At 49.2% G+C, this 16,609-nt stretch carries 13 protein-coding genes; 10 read left to right on the plus strand and 3 right to left on the minus strand.

Annotation, left to right across the window (positions count from 1 at the left end; genetic code table 11):
- Nucleotides 1–69: 69 nt before the first annotated feature.
- A complete protein-coding gene (locus MKX36_RS04530; protein WP_340864281.1) occupies nt 70–1,278 on the minus strand; it encodes an MFS transporter in 1,209 nt (402 codons plus the stop codon).
- A 216-nt stretch (nt 1,279–1,494) separates the two neighbouring features.
- Between MKX36_RS04530 and cysK the strand changes: the two genes are divergently transcribed.
- Nucleotides 1,495–2,418, plus strand: coding sequence for a cysteine synthase A (cysK, locus tag MKX36_RS04535; protein ID WP_025364105.1), 924 nt, complete (start codon nt 1,495–1,497; stop codon nt 2,416–2,418).
- A gap of 129 nt (nt 2,419–2,547) precedes the next feature.
- Nucleotides 2,548–3,525, plus strand: a complete 978-nt coding sequence (locus MKX36_RS04540) for an aldo/keto reductase (protein ID WP_016819885.1) — start codon at nt 2,548–2,550, stop codon at nt 3,523–3,525.
- A 158-nt stretch (nt 3,526–3,683) separates the two neighbouring features.
- Here the strand turns inward: MKX36_RS04540 and MKX36_RS04545 are convergent, their stop codons facing one another.
- Nucleotides 3,684–4,484, minus strand: a complete 801-nt coding sequence (locus tag MKX36_RS04545; RefSeq protein ID WP_045244174.1) for a WYL domain-containing protein — start codon at nt 4,482–4,484, stop codon at nt 3,684–3,686.
- Entirely contained in the window at nt 4,459–5,784 is a 1,326-nt protein-coding gene (locus MKX36_RS04550) for a helix-turn-helix transcriptional regulator (protein WP_340864282.1), read from the minus strand. Before MKX36_RS04550 ends, MKX36_RS04545 begins: the two co-directional genes overlap by 26 nt.
- Before the next feature lie 198 nt (nt 5,785–5,982).
- Between MKX36_RS04550 and MKX36_RS04555 the strand changes: the two genes are divergently transcribed.
- The 8 genes from MKX36_RS04555 to MKX36_RS04590 all read left to right on the plus strand — a co-directional run bounded on the left by MKX36_RS04555 (nt 5,983) and on the right by MKX36_RS04590 (nt 16,577).
- Nucleotides 5,983–7,551, plus strand: a complete 1,569-nt coding sequence (locus tag MKX36_RS04555; protein ID WP_340864283.1) for a limonene hydroxylase — start codon at nt 5,983–5,985, stop codon at nt 7,549–7,551.
- Nucleotides 7,552–7,570: 19 nt separating this feature from the next.
- Nucleotides 7,571–8,389: a nucleotidyltransferase domain-containing protein gene (locus MKX36_RS04560; RefSeq protein WP_340864284.1), complete on the plus strand. Its 819-nt coding sequence runs from the start codon at nt 7,571–7,573 to the stop codon at nt 8,387–8,389.
- Between the two features lie 21 nt (nt 8,390–8,410).
- Entirely contained in the window at nt 8,411–9,850 is a 1,440-nt protein-coding gene (locus MKX36_RS04565) for a 3' terminal RNA ribose 2'-O-methyltransferase Hen1 (RefSeq protein ID WP_340864285.1), read from the plus strand.
- On the plus strand, nt 9,847–12,456 hold the full coding sequence (locus tag MKX36_RS04570) for a polynucleotide kinase-phosphatase (RefSeq protein ID WP_340864286.1): 2,610 nt from the start codon (nt 9,847–9,849) through the stop codon (nt 12,454–12,456). Before MKX36_RS04565 ends, MKX36_RS04570 begins: the two co-directional genes overlap by 4 nt.
- Before the next feature lie 20 nt (nt 12,457–12,476).
- Entirely contained in the window at nt 12,477–13,274 is a 798-nt protein-coding gene (locus tag MKX36_RS04575) for a TatD family hydrolase (protein ID WP_340864287.1), read from the plus strand.
- A gap of 456 nt (nt 13,275–13,730) precedes the next feature.
- Nucleotides 13,731–14,327: an ECF transporter S component gene (locus MKX36_RS04580; RefSeq protein ID WP_016819893.1), complete on the plus strand. Its 597-nt coding sequence runs from the start codon at nt 13,731–13,733 to the stop codon at nt 14,325–14,327.
- Nucleotides 14,327–15,811 carry an ABC transporter ATP-binding protein gene (locus MKX36_RS04585; protein ID WP_340864288.1) on the plus strand — a complete coding sequence of 495 codons (1,485 nt, stop codon included), beginning with the start codon at nt 14,327–14,329 and terminating at the stop codon, nt 15,809–15,811. The genes MKX36_RS04580 and MKX36_RS04585 overlap by 1 nt, the downstream gene beginning before the upstream one ends.
- Nucleotides 15,786–16,577 (plus strand): energy-coupling factor transporter transmembrane component T family protein, encoded by a 792-nt coding sequence (locus MKX36_RS04590; RefSeq protein ID WP_240753557.1) that lies wholly within the window; start codon nt 15,786–15,788, stop codon nt 16,575–16,577. Before MKX36_RS04585 ends, MKX36_RS04590 begins: the two co-directional genes overlap by 26 nt.
- Nucleotides 16,578–16,609: the final 32 nt, after the last annotated feature.

Here is a 16,609-nt window from a genome sequence, read left to right on the forward strand (position 1 = left end):
CGAGGCAGGATGCGTGGATGTAGACCATAAAAAAAGGACTTTCGCTCTAATGAACGAAAGTCCTTTTTCTTATGACTGTATCTCTGCTATCGCTTCAGTATGAGCCGTCTTGCGATCCATCATGTAGCTGACCAGCATCAGCAGCAGACCGCCGACAGTAATGAGTGATGCAACCCATGGAATGGCGGGTAGCCCCATTTGGTTAATCACGACTCCTCCGATAAAAGCACCGCCTGCGTTGCCCAGATTCAATGCGGAATGGCTGGAGGTAGAGGCTAGCAAAGGAGCCTCATAGGCCAGATTCATGATACGAACCTGAATCCCCGGCATGATGCCGAATGCGGCAATCCCCCAGATAAAGACAGTGATCACGGCCAGTACCTTGTTTTGAAGCGTAAACGTCAGAATGGCCAGAATAATGGCCAGTACAGCATAGTTTGCAACCAAGGACGGAAGCAGCTTCCAATCTGCGAGCTTCCCGCCAACGATGTTGCCAATCGTGACGCCTAGGCCGAACAGGACGAGAATCCAGGTAATGCTGTGCTCGGCAAAGCCGCTAATATCCGTAAGCATGGGCGTAATGTACGTAAAGACAGTGAACAAGCTACCACAGCCAACTGCACCTGTCAGCAGCATCAGCAGCACTTTTGAATTAAATAAGCTTTTGACTTCTTGTTTGAGACTGGAAGGCTTGTCCTGCTGAATCACCGGAATGTAACGAATAATACCGAAGAGAGAAATCAAGCCGATCACAACAATGGCTCCAAAGGAAGCGCGCCAGCCGAGCTGCTGTCCGATAAAGGTGCCGAAGGGCACGCCAATAATGTTCGCTACCGTCAATCCGGTTAGCACCATCGAGATGGCCCCTGCCCGCTTATCAGGACGGACCAGCCGGGCAGCGATCAGGGAACCGGCACCCAGGAAGGTTCCGTGCGATAACGCAGTAGCCATACGGGCCGCAATCAGAAGCTCGTAGTTAGGAGCAATGACGGAAAAAAGATTCCCTAGAATGAATATGGACATCAGCAGACACAGTAGCTTCTTTTGTGGAACCTTATGGGTTAATACAGTAAGCACAGGTGCACCAATGGCTACACCAAGCGCGTAACTGGTGATTAATTGCCCGGCTTGCGGAATCGTAACATGAAGATCATGGGCTACATTGGGCAGAAGTCCCATAATGACGAATTCGGTCATGCCGATGGCGAAGGCACCAAGGGTTAACCATAGCAAGGAGGGGGGAAAGCGATTAGCTGTCATATTTTCATGAGTACTCATAAGTTTCTTGTATCCTCCTGAAAAAATAGTAATGCGAGTATATCATTCCAGGCGACATCTGGCGACCCATTTTGCAAGAATTTTACATACTAAGTTGATAAGGTTTGTGTAATTTACAAAAGCGACAGGTTGGAAGGAGCCAATTATGTTATTTTGGTAGTATGATATGAAGATAGGGAATGACGTTGTAAGGAATAATCCGGGGAGGATATAACGATGACACTTAAAGTGGTACATAGTATTACGGACTTAATCGGGGATACGCCTTGTGTGCGGCTGCAACGGCTCACAGGACCGCAGGATGCGGAAGTATATGTGAAGCTGGAGTATTTTAATCCAAGTGGTAGTGTTAAAGATCGGGCCGCGGGCAACCTGATTGCCGAGGCGGAAAAGGCGGGGCATCTAAAGCCCGGAGGCACCATTATTGAACCGACCAGTGGCAACACGGGAATTGGTCTTGCGATGAATGCGGCAGCCCGAGGTTACCGCGCAATTTTGGTGATGCCTTCGAATATGACGAAGGAACGGATCAATATTTTAAAAGCCTACGGGGCTGAGGTCGTACTGACACCAGCGGAAGAACGGATGCCAGGAGCGATTCGCAAAGCTCTTGAACTGGGGACAGAAATTGAAGGAAGTTTTATCCCACATCAGTTTGAAAATGAGGCCAACCCCGATATCCACCGTACAACCACAGCACTTGAAATTTTAGAGCAGACGGAAGGAAAGTTGGATGTGTTCGTCGCTTCTTCGGGAACGGGTGGGACCATTACGGGAACAGGTGAAGTGCTGCGCCAGCATTTGCCGGATCTGCGGATTGTTGTGGTCGAGCCTAAGGGTTCGCCCGTACTGTCCGGGGGAAAGCCCGGTCCACATAAGCTGGTGGGAACGAGTCCGGGCTTTGTTCCTACCGTGCTGAATACGGAGGTGTATGACGAAATCATCCAGGTTTCCGATGAGGATGCGATTGCTGTGACACGAGCAATTGCTGCTCAGGAAGGGATTCTCGTCGGGCCCTCCAGCGGAGCTACAATATGGACGGCCATTCAGGAAGCTCGGCGTTTGGGAGCAGGCAAACGGGTACTCTGTATTGCCCCGGATACCGGAGAGCGTTATCTGAGCATGGGGATATTCGGATAAATAGACGCGAATCGGGGCCAAAGTGATACATGACCGTAAGTAAGTGGTAAAATAATTGTGTGATAGCGGTTTCAAGAGCTGTTTGAATATTGATAGCACGAAATATTTGAGGATTGAAGGAGGAGCAGCATGAAGATTATGCCTATACAGAAACGAGGGATCTCCAATAGTCGGCTGGTGCTCGGTTGCATGCCTTTTGGTGGAGAATGGAGCCATGCACCGTTTACACAGGAGCATGTTGTTGAAGCAGAGAGAGCTGTAGATGCTGCACAATCCATCGGAATTACGATGTTTGATCATGCGGATATCTATCGTATGGGAAAAGCGGAAGAAATTTTTGGTCGGATTTTAAAGGGACAGCCAGGCTTGCGTGAACAAATCGTCATTCAATCCAAATGCGGAATTTTTCTGCCGGATGGTACGCTCCCGGGTCGTTTTGATTTCTCATATGATCATATTATGGAGTCCGTGGACGGTATCCTGAAGCGTCTGAGTACTGAATATTTGGATATCCTGCTGCTGCACCGCCCCGATCCGCTGGTAGAGCCGGAAGAAGTAGCAAAGGCGTTCAGCGAGCTTAAGACATCCGGCAAAGTACGGCATTTTGGCGTTTCCAATATGAATGTAAGCCAAATTCGTTTTCTGGAGCGCAGCCTAACGGAGCCGCTGATTGCTAATCAGCTGGAGATGAGCCTGGCACATCTGCATTTTATAGATCAGACCGTACACGTGAACCAGCAGGCGGGGACGAATGTACATTTTGGCGAAGGTTTGCTGGAATATTGCCAAACTGAGGATATTCAGCTCCAGGCTTGGGGACCGCTGGCGCAGGGGCGTTTTAGCGGAGGTTCTCTGGAAGGAAAACCTGAGCATATCCGTAAGACGGCAGAACTGGTGCAGAAGCTGGCCTCTGAAAAGGGGACGACACGCGAAGCGATCGTCCTGGGCTGGCTTATGAAGCATCCGGCACGGATTCAGCCTGTCATTGGCAGCGCCAATCCTGAACGAATCCAAGCATGTCAGGATGCAGAACGCCAGAGCGAACTGATGACCCGTGAAGAGTGGTATCAATTGTATGTAAGTGCGCGCGGGCAAGCCTTGCCGTAACTGGTACTGCGGACTAGCTTGTTACAGCAGACGTGTGCGGATGTAAGTGTATGACCTCGTTTCGTTTATACGTACTGTAGTTTAATAGGCCCTCCTTTCGTCTCATTAACAGACGGAGGGAGGGCCTTTACATGGATAGATCCTAATTTCTGCAGCAGCTATTCCTCTTCGTACCGTGCGAGGGCTTTGGCTGTTGTTTCTTTCATTCGTGAGATTAGCCGTGAGCCTTGGACGACCTTGACACGTTTGCCAAGGAAACGGATTTTGGATAGCACATATTCACATTCGTCTGCCTGGAAGGTGAGCGTAATACGATAGGTATCAGCTTCCTGTACATATTCGACCTCTTTTTCAAAACAGGAAAAAGCATATAAAATACGAGACATTTCACCGTTGTATACAGGAATAATTTCAATGATGCCCTGTTCTTTGCGCGACTCCAGTATACCGAGTATTCGTTGGGTAAACTTCTCGGCTTCTTCAGGAAGAATCTCATCCTCCGTAACGGTTACGATGTTGGATAGTTTAGTAGACATGAATGCGCGATGTCGGCGATTATACCATAGCAGACTCCATTCTTTTTTGACCATGGAAAACTCCAGCTTATAGGGAAATCCGGACATTCGCTCATGCAGGCGACCGTTGCGCAGTTTGTAAGTCATACAGATGCCTGAACGGGATCGCAGAATGGAACGCAATTTACGCAGGAGCGGATGATAAACCGAAGCAGCAGGAACTCCTGCCTTTTCGCGTAGGCTGCCATCGGCCTCCAATGGCTCGTCGTCTGCAAGTAATTGCCGAAGCTTATCAAGTGTAGACGGGGTAAAAGCCTCTGTCGCTGCCGAGTCTGCAAGCATGGACTTAAGCCAGACTCTTTCCTGCGAGGTGGTAGCAAAAGCGCCCGATTCATCCAACCGTGAGACAATCTGATAGTTAAATATTTTCTCGAACAGGCTCATAATAGGCTTGCAGCTCCTTCCATTCCTGTCTGAATTCCTTACGCAGCCGCTGGGGCTCCAATACCTCACAGCTTGATCCGAAGCTGCGAATCCACGGTTTAATCTCAGTGATTCCATTCACTGTGATTTCATAGATAAAGGATTCACTTTCTTCCTCCGTAATCGTACCCCACTGTCCCTGTGACAGCACACGTTCCCGAATAAAGTTGCGTTTTGCCCCTTCGGGATTAAAAAAACGTACCCTTACCTTCACGGGACGACCCGTATCAACAAGCCAGCTGTATCGCATTTTTTCCTCCAACACGGCTAACAGATCGGCATAAAGCTGTTCTGGGACAGGCTTGCCCTCCACCAATTGGGTCATGCCCTCCATACGAAACTTCATGATTCCTTTGCCGCCCACATGACCAAGTACGTACCAACGTCCATATTGATGATCATAAATGACTTGCAAGGGCAGAATGGTATGTTCACGGCCTTCAGTCTCTTTTTCAAATCGTGGGTTGGTGTTCTGTGACCCGTACATGCTTCGTTTGGATGCCGAAAAATATAAAAAGGTTACGCAGCGGCGTTGCCGAATGGCATGCAGAAGCGGATGAATATGGGCTTCGTCCAGAATGCGTGAATAATAATGGTATTTATATAAAAAAGGCTCTGCCATCTCCCGATCTCCGAGCTGACGGCGCATGGCCTTTTTAAGATGATCTCGCAACAGATATCCCTGCACAGAGGGGAGCTGAGTGTTGGCCATAACGTCCACAAAATCATATAAGTCCAGTAATTCCTCGTCCGTCAGTTCTGTCACCAGATCGTTACGGACAGCATAGCGATAGGGTCTGCCGCCAGGCTCCTTACGAACTACGCCGACTTCGACCAGATATTTCAGATCAGAACGGATTGTTTTTTCATCTGGCAGTGCACTGTCGGAAGGCAGCCCATTGCAGCAAGCGTCCAACAGTTCCATGGTGGTCATAGACTGTGATTGCAGCGCTGTCAGCAGAAGGGATAAGCGGATGCTTTCCGATTCCTTGAGCGATTTGGCCCGAAACAGGAATAACAATAACGGATCAGCGGATTCGTAATAATTAAAGCGCAGCATCTCATTAAAATCATGTCCCTGTTCCGCAGGAAGCTGCTGTTGTACGGATTGGACGATTTCCTTGAGGCGCCGGATCGTCTTATCAAAGGTGTGCACCGAAATGCCAAGTCTGTCTGCAAATTGCTGCCGATTATAAGCGCCACTGGTTAGTGTGAGCATGCGCAGGAATTGAATTTCTTTATCAAAACTCTCTCTCGCCATGATGCATTCCCCGTTTCTGTAGCCGTTCTCCGAAAACAAGTATCCCTTTATTCTAACAGGGAAGGGATGCAGGAAAAAGGTAATTTATTCATCTTTGTAATACTTTCACCATGTTCATGACTTCCAAAATAAAGGATTATAGGGATATAAGGTAGCACGATAAGTAAGAAGCAATACATAACAGAAGGGTGATGCAACATGTTTGGACGATTCAAAAATGAAGTGTTATATCCATGGGTAGGTAAGCTTTCGATTTATGAAACAATTAAGCAGGGACTGGACCCTCAGGGCAGGCTTACGGATGATCATTTGCCGGATGATGAGGAATACTGGGCAGGTCATACGATGCGTTGGGTGGCAGGAGGGCTAGATGGAGCGTTTGGGCATCATGGCGCTGGCGGAGATGGAGAGACTGACAAAATTAAGGAGCTAGCACACTTGTTGTCCAGACAATGCCGCAAGCCAGGGATGAAAACAAGACGTGAGACGTATGTACGCTTGATGGAGGAAAATGCGCTCAGCCTGATTGATCCGCTGCTAGATGCGGTGCGCGAGCATCCAGCAATTCAGCCGGATCGATTGTATGAGGAAGCGCGTTGGCTGGCCGAACACGGAGCACATCGCAATGTGGTGAAGGTCGGTATTGCGCTGCTCGGATTGCTGGAGACAGAGCAGCACCACGAGCTTATTTTAACGCTAGCCAAGCATGATGAATTCACGCTATATGCGGCTGTAGCTATCCGTAATATTTCGGATCAGGCCAATGAGCAGTTGTATAATTTAGCCTTACAGGTACATGGTTGGGGACGTATTCATGTCGTGGAACGACTAGAGCCGGCGCGGCAGGAAATACGTGATTGGTTATTACGGGAAGGATTCCGCAATAATGTCATGTATGAGTATCTTGCTTATGAATGCGCTCATAAAGGCGAGCTGCATACAGCCATCGCTGTACCGCATATTGATCGGGAGTTGTTTGACGGAGCAGGCGATATACTGTCGGCTTTGCTGGCAGCAGGCGGACCTGCGGAAAGTATAGACGATTATGAGCATGCCGCTATGGTCATAGGCAACTACCTTCGTCATGCTAAGACTATGTGTACGACTGTGAAGCATCTTACGATCATCATGGATATTGCGGACTTCCTCGATGAAGAAGACGATTCATGGGAGGCACGTTATGAGCATGAATGGACGCCGGAATTACGTAAACGTTACGCGTCGGTATGCCAGCAGATGATGGACGATCAGCAGTGGGTGAAGCTGGTAGAGCAGGAACTACATCATGCAGATTCACCGCATCTTCACTGTGCCATTCGCGCAGCTCGAATGCTAGCACTAGATGTATGGCCCGTGCTATTTGATCAATTAAGCAAACACCCAGTCAAGCCTAATCTGTACTTTGAACTTAGCAAGACAGAGGATGAACAGCGGGCATGTAAGCTGGTGGCTTTTGCAGAAAAGCACTTGCCTCTGGGAGAGATAGCTTCCGGTCCTGCTGATGTGCCGGGCTTTGGACCGGAGTATGAAGCGCATCAATGTCTGGGGATGCTGCTGCAACTATTGTCTTCTTACGAAGGAATGGGACAAGAGCTAGTTGCTACCGGACTTTGGAGTCCGGTGACCTCCAATCGCCGTGCAGCGCTTCATGTACTCAAGGAATGGTCTTCTGAGATGTGGGGAGAGGCAACGATAGAGCGCCTTCGCTGCTTATTGGAAGCTGAAACGGAGGAGTCGATCAGAGAACAGATTCGGGAAATACTTTAAGGATAAGGGAGGGAACAACATGACAGATATGAAGCATGGGCAGGGTTTCATTCAACCGGAAATGCGCGAAACGATTTTGCGTGAGCTGCGCGCGTTGGAGCAGGAAGAGCAGGTGCGCATTGTGTACGCCTGTGAATCAGGCAGTCGGGCATGGGGGTTTCCTTCACAGGACAGTGACTATGATGTACGATTTATTTATGTAAGACCCATAGAATGGTATTTATCTATTTTTGATAAGCGGAATGTGATTGAGCGGCCAATCAGCAATATGCTGGATATAAACGGTTGGGATTTGAAAAAGGCGTTCCATTTATTTCGAAAATCCAATCCGCCTTTGCTGGAATGGCTGCAATCTCCGATTCCCTATCTGGAGCAATATTCAGTGGCCGATCAGATCCGTGCAATCTCGCCGTTAACCTTCTCTCCGAAGTCCTGTATGTATCACTATCTGAATATGGCACGGGGAAACTATCGGGACTATTTGCAAGGTGAACAGGTGAAAATTAAAAAATATTTTTACGTGCTGCGTCCGCTGCTGGCCTGTGGCTGGATTGAACGTTACAACAGTATGCCTCCTATCAAATTCGTAGACTTGCTAGCGGAATTCATTCCGGCAGATACCGAACTTTATCAGGTGATCGAACATTTGCTGGAGCGTAAAAAAGCGGGCGAGGAGCTGGATATGGAGCCGCAGCTTTCAGTGGTGAATGATTTTATTGAGCAGCAAATTGCTTATTTTGAGCAGAAGGCGCCTTTGCTTCAGCATATGGAGGGCGGACGGGATCAGCAATTGGACGAGATGTTCCGCGCTGCGGTGAATGAAGTTTGGAAAACATAAGCTGGGAAGGAGAAGTGGAGTATGCACATCACGCTAAAAGCAACCGGAAACAATGCCGGGATGATTTCGCATTTGCTCGCCAAGAACCCTTACAATACGTATGATCGCACGGAAAAGGGTGCTCGTGTACGCATGGTGTACACCGTTTTTACGGAGGAAGAGGCAGAAATCGTCATTCAGGCCTCGCCAGATTCGATAGATTTGGTCAAAAATAGTCCGGATAGCTATGACATTACACAATATATTAATGATCGGGAGTTTGTAACCAGCAGCTTGTTTTGCACCTATATTCGCGGCGCGCTTGGCACGGCCTTGAACGGCAAACCCAAGGAAGACTATGCAGCATGGGTGACGCATCCTTTTGCGCTGGAGTTATCGTTTGGGCCTGTTGCGTCAGATTTGCCGGATGCTGTGGTGGAGGGACTATTTGCGCCGCTGGGCTATCAAGTGACCATCGAACGAGGGAAAGCGGATTATTCTTTTCAGCTGAAAAATCGAAGCACCGTCAGATATGTCACGCTAAGTGGCCATCAGACGGTGCAATATGCGCTGCGTCAGTTATTGCTGTTAATTCCAGTGTTGGATAATTATAAGCACTACTATATTAGCGAAGAAGAGTTTGAGAAGCTGAAACGTTACGGTGAAGGCTGGCTGCAAGAGCATCCGATGCGCGAGCTCATCATTCGACGCACGCTTCATTTTACCAATCTGATTGAGCAATTTGAGCAATCTGATTCTGCTGCTACACAGACTGAAAAACATGCGGTCCAAGAACAAAACCATAATCACGAACAGGATCAGCAGCAAGATCAGTCACTGGAGGAAGGAAAGCAACAGCCTGTAATGCGGCTAAATGAGCTGCGGTATCAAGCCATTATGGATGTGATTCGCAAGCTGCCCCGAAGACAGAAAATCGTAGATTTTGGATCAGGGGAAGGGAAGCTTTCGGCTCGAATGGCTCGAATCAAGGGCATTGAAGAGATTTGGGCTGTGGAGCCGTCTGCATATGCACAGGTGAGGGCTGTGGAGCGTTTTGCCAAGCTGGAAAGGCATGCCGATGCAATCCGCCCTACACCTATGATGGGCTCTCTCTTTTATTATGATGAACAACTGCGGGGAAAAGATGTGATGATCCTGTGTGAAGTCATTGAGCATGTGGATAAGCATCGTCTGAATCGGGTGATGGATACGATTGTGACAGAATATCAGCCGGGTGTGCTGATCGTGACGACTCCCAATCGCGAATATAATGAGGTGTATCGTATGGATCAGCAAGAGCTGCGGCATGGCGATCATCGTTTTGAATGGAGCAGAAGCGAGTTTCGTGAACGATGCGAGCATTGGATTGAGGAAGCTCCTTATTCATTAGCGCTGGAAGGGATCGGAGAAGAGGTCGAAGGCTTTGGACAACCGACCCAAATGGCTGTATTTACGCGCAGAAAGGAGCCGAAGAATTCATGAGCATTTCATCCGAACGAACGATTAATCTACCGCATGCTGGACTGGTTGTGTTGGTAGGGGCCTCGAATAGTGGCAAAACCACTTTACTGGACAGGTTAGTGAGCGAAGGGATTCTATTGAAAACGGAAGTGGTATCCTCAGATCATTTTCGCCAGCTGGTCGGAGATACGGAATTTATAGACTGGAGCGGACTTCCAAGGCTGGAATCGGACGTGCTGTTTTATGAGTACCAGCAGATGTCAGCCAAGGCGTTTGAAGCGATGGATACCATTCTGGCTATGCGCTGTCGTCTGAATAAGCTGACGGTTGTGGATGCCACCCATCTGTATGCTGAGGATCGCCAGAAATATGTACAGCTGGCAGCCAAGGCGCATGTACCTGTGATGGCTCTGGTGCTGGATGTACCCGAATCTGTGCTGCTGGAACGTGATGCAGGCAGGGCGCATCCGCGTGGTCGCCAACGGGTCAAGCAGCAGGCACAGCTGTTAAAGCGGAACCTGCGTGGTATCCGGGAAGAAGGTTTTAACGCTTGTTATGTCCTCAAGGATGTAGAAAAGCTTAACTTCGCCCGCCGTGCTCAGCCGCTGTTTCATGATATAGGTGCAGGCATTGATATCATTGGTGACATCCACGGGTGCTACCGGGAGATGCTGGAAGTGCTAGAGCGGCTCGGATATATGGAAGATACGGAAGGACTATATCATCATCCAGAAGGCAGAAGACTGGTATCCGTCGGAGATGTGATGAGCCGTGGTCCAGAATCGTTATTAGCGGTGCAGTTCTGGAAAAAGCACGTGGATGCTGGACTCGCCTACATGATTGACAGCAATCATGGCTGGAAAATCGGTCGTTACCTTGATGGAAGAAAAGTAACTCTCAATCATGGAGATGAACGATTTGCAGAGGAACTGGTTCAATATGAACAACAAGCGGGTAAGGCAGCAGCGGAACAGCTTAGAGGCGAGCTGAGGGATTTTCTGCTACATGCGCCCTCTCATCTTATTTTCGGCAGAAATGGGTTGCGACACCTGGTTGTGACTCATGCGGGGATTAAGGATCATTTTATTGGCAAACAGTCGGCACGTATTTCTGATTACTGTCGTTATGGAGATACGGATGGTCAGGATGCAGACGGAAAACCAATCCGCAAAGATTGGTTCGTAGACCATGAATCGGGAGAAATAGTAGTATGGGGACATGACCCGAGACCGCAGCCTACGATTGTGAACCAGACGGTGAATATTGATCAGGGTGTGGTATTTGGCGGCATGCTGACCGCTTATCGTTATCCGGAAAAGGAATTTGTCAGCGTTCCGGCTCATGAGAATTATGCGAATGACCCCGATAGCCCACTTGTCCGGTGGCAGAAAAAACGGTTTTCCCCGCCGAATTTACGTAAGCTCATCGCTGGTTACAGTGTACTGACGGAATCGTATGGCGAAGTGCGCGTACAAGGAGAATGGGTCAAATCCGCTATAGATACCGTGTCACATGTGACAGTACCGATGGAGGAACTGGTGTACATTCCACCAACTATGAGTCCTGCTCCCACGGTTTCCGCAGAAGAAGGATATCTGGAGCATCCGCGTGAGGCGCTGGCTTATTATCGTGGTCAAGGCGTACAAACGATGGTAGCGGAGAAAAAGCATATGGGTAGCCGGGCGATTTTGCTATTATTCAAAAACGAACAGGCTGCTGTCGAATATGTAGGATACCCGACATTAGGCACGATCTACAGCCGCAGCGGCCGCCCTTTCTTTGGACCAGGCCTTGCGAAGCAGGTCTTGGAAAAGCTGAATGCCGATCTACAGACTGCCGGGTATTTTGAGCGGAATCAGACGGATTTCGTGTTGCTGGATGCAGAAATAGTACCGTGGAATCTCAAGGCTCGGGAACTGATTGCCGCACAGTATGCGCATGTGGGTGAAGCAGCTCTGCTGGATCGCAGTAAGCTGGTAGACAAGCTGAAGCAAGCGAAGGCTGCAGGCCGGGAGGTTGGAGACTGGCTGGAGGAAATGGAACGGAAATATGGCAATGCCGTAACGTTCCAAGAAGCTTTTCAAAAATATTGCTGGGATGTAGACGGGCTGGATGAAATTCGTATTGCACCGTTTCATACACTGGCCCACAGCGGCCGGACGTTTTTTGACCAATCTCATCTTTGGCATATGGAGCACAACCGGGAGCTAGCAGGACTGTCCTCGCTGTTTATGGAGACAGAGTATCGGGTCATCACGGACGAATCAAGCGAGGAAGAGGTTATCCGCTGGTGGAACGAGATGACAGAGGATGGTCATGAGGGCATTGTGATCAAGCCGGAACGCTTTTTGATGAAAAATCGGGACAAGATGATTCAGCCTGCAATCAAGGTGAGAGGCCGGAAGTATTTGCATATCATTTACGGTATGGATTATCTTGCCCCTGAGAATTTAAAGCGTCTGAAGCAGCGCCGAACGAACAAAAAGGAGCGTCATGCCCTGATGGAAGGAGCGCTTGGTATGGAGGGCGTAGAACGTTTTGTCCGCAAGGATACGGTGGATCGTATTCATGAATGCGTCCTTGCCGCGCTATCTCTGGAATCGGAGCCGATTGATCCGAGATTGTAGTTTGCGAAGGAGGGATTGAGATGGATAGGAGTACACCGTTAATTGATATTGGTGTGAACTTGATGCACCGTTCGTTTCATGCAGATCGGGAACAGGTGGTAGAGAGAGCAGCGGCTGCAGGAATTACACCGTTAATTATTACCGGAACCAGTGTCCGGAGCAGTCGGGAGGCTGCTCAGTATGCGGCTCGTTATCCGGGTAAACTGTACACGACGGCTGGCGTGCATCCCCATGATGCCAAAGGTTGCAGCACAGATACGATTCAGCAGCTCCGCCAACTTGCGGCTCAGCCGCAGGTCGTATCCATAGGGGAATGCGGGTTGGATTATAACCGTGATTTTTCTCCGCGTGATGTACAGCGCCGATGGTTCGGAGAGCAGATTCAACTGGCGGGGGAGCTGCATATGCCTTTATTCCTGCATGAACGAGATGCGCATGAGGACTTTGTCGCTATGTTGCGAGAGCATCAGGGGCTTGTTGATAAAGCGGTGGTGCATTGTTTTACCGGTACTGCACAGGAATTGCATACGTATGTGGAGATGGGACTGTATATCGGTATTACGGGCTGGATCTGTGATGAACGGCGCGGCAAGCATCTAAGGGAACTGGTCAGGGATATTCCATTGGACCGGTTGATGATTGAAACGGACGCTCCATTTTTGACCCCGCGTAATTTGCCCGTGAAGCCCAAAGAAGGGCGTAATGAGCCGGTGTATCTCGCTCACATCGCCGCTACGATTGCCGAGTGCACAGGCCGCAGCATGATGGAGATCGAAATTGCGACGACGGAAACGGCCAAACGTTTCTTCGGATTATAGGATTGTCAAAGCCATGGATGTGGTATATATTATAGTGAATTAAAAAGCATTGTCGGGAGCTTGAGATAGTCAGGCTGAGAGGGTGGCCCTTGCCGCCGACCGTGAAATCTGATCTGGGTAATGCCAGCGTAGAGAAACCTAGAACACCTTACAAGAAACAGGAATACCGCCGATTAGCGGCGGCTAGTCGATGGATACGTTTCATATCCTATATCAAGTTAATGAGCTACAGTCTGTAAAAAGTTGCAGACGGACAAGCGTGTCTTGTTCTGTACCTGACTTTGGCTTGGTTTCAGTGCAGTAGACTGCTGTGCTATATGAGATATATCGACAACTGATAATGTATGGTGATCATTTTATGACTGCGCATAAAGCTTGCCTGGAGATTCAGCTCCGGACAGGCTTTTTTTTATGGCCAAATGGCCTATTTTAAAGAAAAAGGGGAGCGTATCAACAATGAATACGAATGTAAGAGCGTCCAAAGGGCTGAAGCTGACTGATATTTTGGTCACGATTGTAATCTCCGTGGTATTCGGGCTGGTCTACAAAATATGGGGACCTGCCTATGATTTGATGAAACCATTCGGTCTGCACGCCGAGCAACTGATGTATGGCATGTGGTTTATGGCTGGCACGTTCGCTTATCTTATCATTCGCAAACCGGGTGTTGCGATTTTGGCAGAGGTGGCCGCGGCAACCGTCAGTGCCTTTTTGGGAAGTGAATGGGGCATGTCCACCTTGTACTACGGTTTGCTGCAAGGCTTGGGAGCGGAGCTGTTCTTTGCGATTTTTCTGTATCGGAACGCCAACCTGTGGGTTGCTTCACTAGCTGCGGCAGGAGCGGCTGTCACTTCTCTGATTTTAGACTTCAGCTATGGGTATATTGATCAGCTATCGACCTGGAACTATGTTTTGTATATTGGATTTCGGATGATTGGCAGTATTGTGATTGCTGGAATATTCGCTTTCTATCTGGCTAAGGCATTGGAAGTAACCGGCGTTACGCGAAGTTTGAGACCGGCAACGGAACAAGATTATAAGGGGCTGGATTGATGAGCCCGGCCAACGAAGATGTGGTGGCTTCGATCACCCGTCTTCGGTTGAAATTCCCCGGTGAGCAAGAGCTGCTTTTTCACAATATGTCCTTATCTGTTCGCAAAGGGGAAAAGCTGCTGCTACTGGGGCCGAGCGGATGCGGCAAATCAACGCTGCTTCAGGTGCTGAGCGGTCTGATTCCACGCACGATAGAAGTGCCTATGAAATACGATGCTGCCGTGATCCCGAGTCTCTCTGGTATTGTATTTCAAGATCCCGACACACAGTTTTGTATGTCATATGCAGACGAGGAACTGGCTTTTGTATTGGAAAATAAGCAGGTTCCAAGGGAGCAGATGCCATCCCGTATTCGCGAGCTGCTAATGCAGGTTGGTCTTCCAACGGATGATATACATCTGCCCATTGCCAGCATGTCACAAGGAATGAAACAGCGGCTGGCGATTGCATCGGTGCTGGCTATGGAGCCGGAAGTGCTTTTTCTGGATGAGCCGACAGCCTTGCTGGACGAGGAAGGTACTACACAGGTGTGGGATACCATTCGCAACATTTCGGCAGACCAGACGCTGGTGATTGTAGAGCATAAAATTAATGAAATTGTCCAGGATGTGGATCGGATTGTGGTGCTTTCTGCTCAAGGGGAGATTATTGCGGACGGAAGGGCGGAAGAAGTATTTCATATACACCGACAAGCATTATCCGAGTATGGCGTGTGGTATCCGGGAGTATGGGATGAATCGTCTTCACCACGTTGGAATGATTCTATGACGCAGCAGAATGATGCGTTGCTTGCGGATAGTCCGTCCACTTCAGCATGTACAACAAATTTGCTGGAGTTGGAACATTTTAGCGGACTTCGGGGAGGGAGCTCAGTCATTTATGTGGAGCAAGCGCAGGTGAAGCCTGGCGACTGGATTGGTGTGGTCGGTGAAAACGGGGCTGGCAAAAGCTCGCTTCTGCTCTCTATGATGCGCTTACTTCACACGCAGGGGCGTTATCGCGTGTGCGGAGCTGAGGCAGGCAATACGGAGCAACTGGCTGAGCGCATTGGGTTCGCGTTTCAAAATCCAGAGCTGCAATTTGTAGCGAACACCGTGCGAAGTGAACTGGAGTATTCGTTACCCGAGAGCTTGTTTACCGCTGAACAGTGCAGGGAACGAGTGGATCGAATGCTTATGCAGTTCGGATTGGAGCGACTGGATGAACGCCATCCGTATCAGCTCTCGCTGGGCCAAAAAAGGCGGTTGAGTATTGCTACGGCTATGATCCGTGAGCCGAAAGTGCTGCTGCTGGACGAACCGACTTTTGGGCAGGATGCGCGTAATACCTTTGTCATGCTGGATATGTTGGAACAGCTGAGAGCGGCAGGCACGGCCATTGTGATGGTTACGCATGACCCGGAAATTGTCCGTCGATATTGTACCGATATATGGCGGATTCAGAAAGGAGAGCTACGGTATGAGCCTGTCCTTTCCTCATCATGAAACATGGCTGCATCGTGTGAATCCGGGCCTAAAGCTAGTGATGTTTTCCCTGCTGTTTGTGATCGTTATAGTCATCCATGATCCGAACGTTATGTTTAATGTTACATGTACTATGCTGCTGTTGCTTGTCTGGTCAGGCCATCCATGGAAGCGGCTGCTGCTGTACGGATCTCCCTTTATATTGGTGTTTATTTCAACCTCAACAGGCATGATGATGTTTGGCAAGGGAGTGACGACCTGGTGGACATGGGGCCTGATCCATATTACGCAGGAAAGCTTTTTCCGAGGGATGCATCTGGGTTTTCGTGCACTGAGTATGGCCGCAGCAGGGTTGCTGTTTGGTTTAACGACTCGTCCGGTGAGCCTTTTTTATTCACTGATGCAGCAATGGAAGCTCCCTCCCAAGTATGCGTACAGCTTTTTGGCAGCTATGCGGTTGATGCCGATGATGCTGGAGGAATTTCAGGCTTTGAGACATGCCCACCGTATTCGAGGTTTGCACCAGCATGTGTCCAAATGGAATATGTATGCCACGCTGCGCAGGTACGCAATTCCGCTGCTCGCTCAAAGTATCCGGCGTGCGCAGCGCATTGCTATAGCCATGGAAGCCAAGGGCTTTGCTAATGAAACCAAGCGTACGTATTATTATGCGATCGGCTATTCGGCTGTAGATATTATATTTATTTTGTATTTTGTGGTGCTGCTGATGCTAGCTTGGGGACTTGGTACCTGCTTTCCTTATGTGGGGGTATGGGATGTACGTTAATTGTTGTCAAAAGGCTTTGCCCGATTTCTGCT

The organism is Paenibacillus sp. FSL W8-0439, from assembly GCF_038008995.1.
Lineage (GTDB): Bacteria > Bacillota > Bacilli > Paenibacillales > Paenibacillaceae > Paenibacillus > Paenibacillus polymyxa.

What these genes read in the sequence shown, in the direction of transcription:
- MKX36_RS04530 (WP_340864281.1), bottom strand. Translation starts at nt 1,278, where the DNA reads ATGAGTACTCATGAAAATATGACAGCTAATCGCTTTCCCCCCTCCTTG.
- cysK (WP_025364105.1), top strand. Translation starts at nt 1,495, where the DNA reads ATGACACTTAAAGTGGTACATAGTATTACGGACTTAATCGGGGATACG.
- MKX36_RS04540 (WP_016819885.1), top strand. Translation starts at nt 2,548, where the DNA reads ATGAAGATTATGCCTATACAGAAACGAGGGATCTCCAATAGTCGGCTG.
- MKX36_RS04545 (WP_045244174.1), bottom strand. Translation starts at nt 4,484, where the DNA reads ATGAGCCTGTTCGAGAAAATATTTAACTATCAGATTGTCTCACGGTTG.
- MKX36_RS04550 (WP_340864282.1), bottom strand. Translation starts at nt 5,784, where the DNA reads ATGGCGAGAGAGAGTTTTGATAAAGAAATTCAATTCCTGCGCATGCTC.
- MKX36_RS04555 (WP_340864283.1), top strand. Translation starts at nt 5,983, where the DNA reads ATGTTTGGACGATTCAAAAATGAAGTGTTATATCCATGGGTAGGTAAG.
- MKX36_RS04560 (WP_340864284.1), top strand. Translation starts at nt 7,571, where the DNA reads ATGACAGATATGAAGCATGGGCAGGGTTTCATTCAACCGGAAATGCGC.
- MKX36_RS04565 (WP_340864285.1), top strand. Translation starts at nt 8,411, where the DNA reads ATGCACATCACGCTAAAAGCAACCGGAAACAATGCCGGGATGATTTCG.
- MKX36_RS04570 (WP_340864286.1), top strand. Translation starts at nt 9,847, where the DNA reads ATGAGCATTTCATCCGAACGAACGATTAATCTACCGCATGCTGGACTG.
- MKX36_RS04575 (WP_340864287.1), top strand. Translation starts at nt 12,477, where the DNA reads ATGGATAGGAGTACACCGTTAATTGATATTGGTGTGAACTTGATGCAC.
- MKX36_RS04580 (WP_016819893.1), top strand. Translation starts at nt 13,731, where the DNA reads ATGAATACGAATGTAAGAGCGTCCAAAGGGCTGAAGCTGACTGATATT.
- MKX36_RS04585 (WP_340864288.1), top strand. Translation starts at nt 14,327, where the DNA reads ATGAGCCCGGCCAACGAAGATGTGGTGGCTTCGATCACCCGTCTTCGG.
- MKX36_RS04590 (WP_240753557.1), top strand. Translation starts at nt 15,786, where the DNA reads ATGAGCCTGTCCTTTCCTCATCATGAAACATGGCTGCATCGTGTGAAT.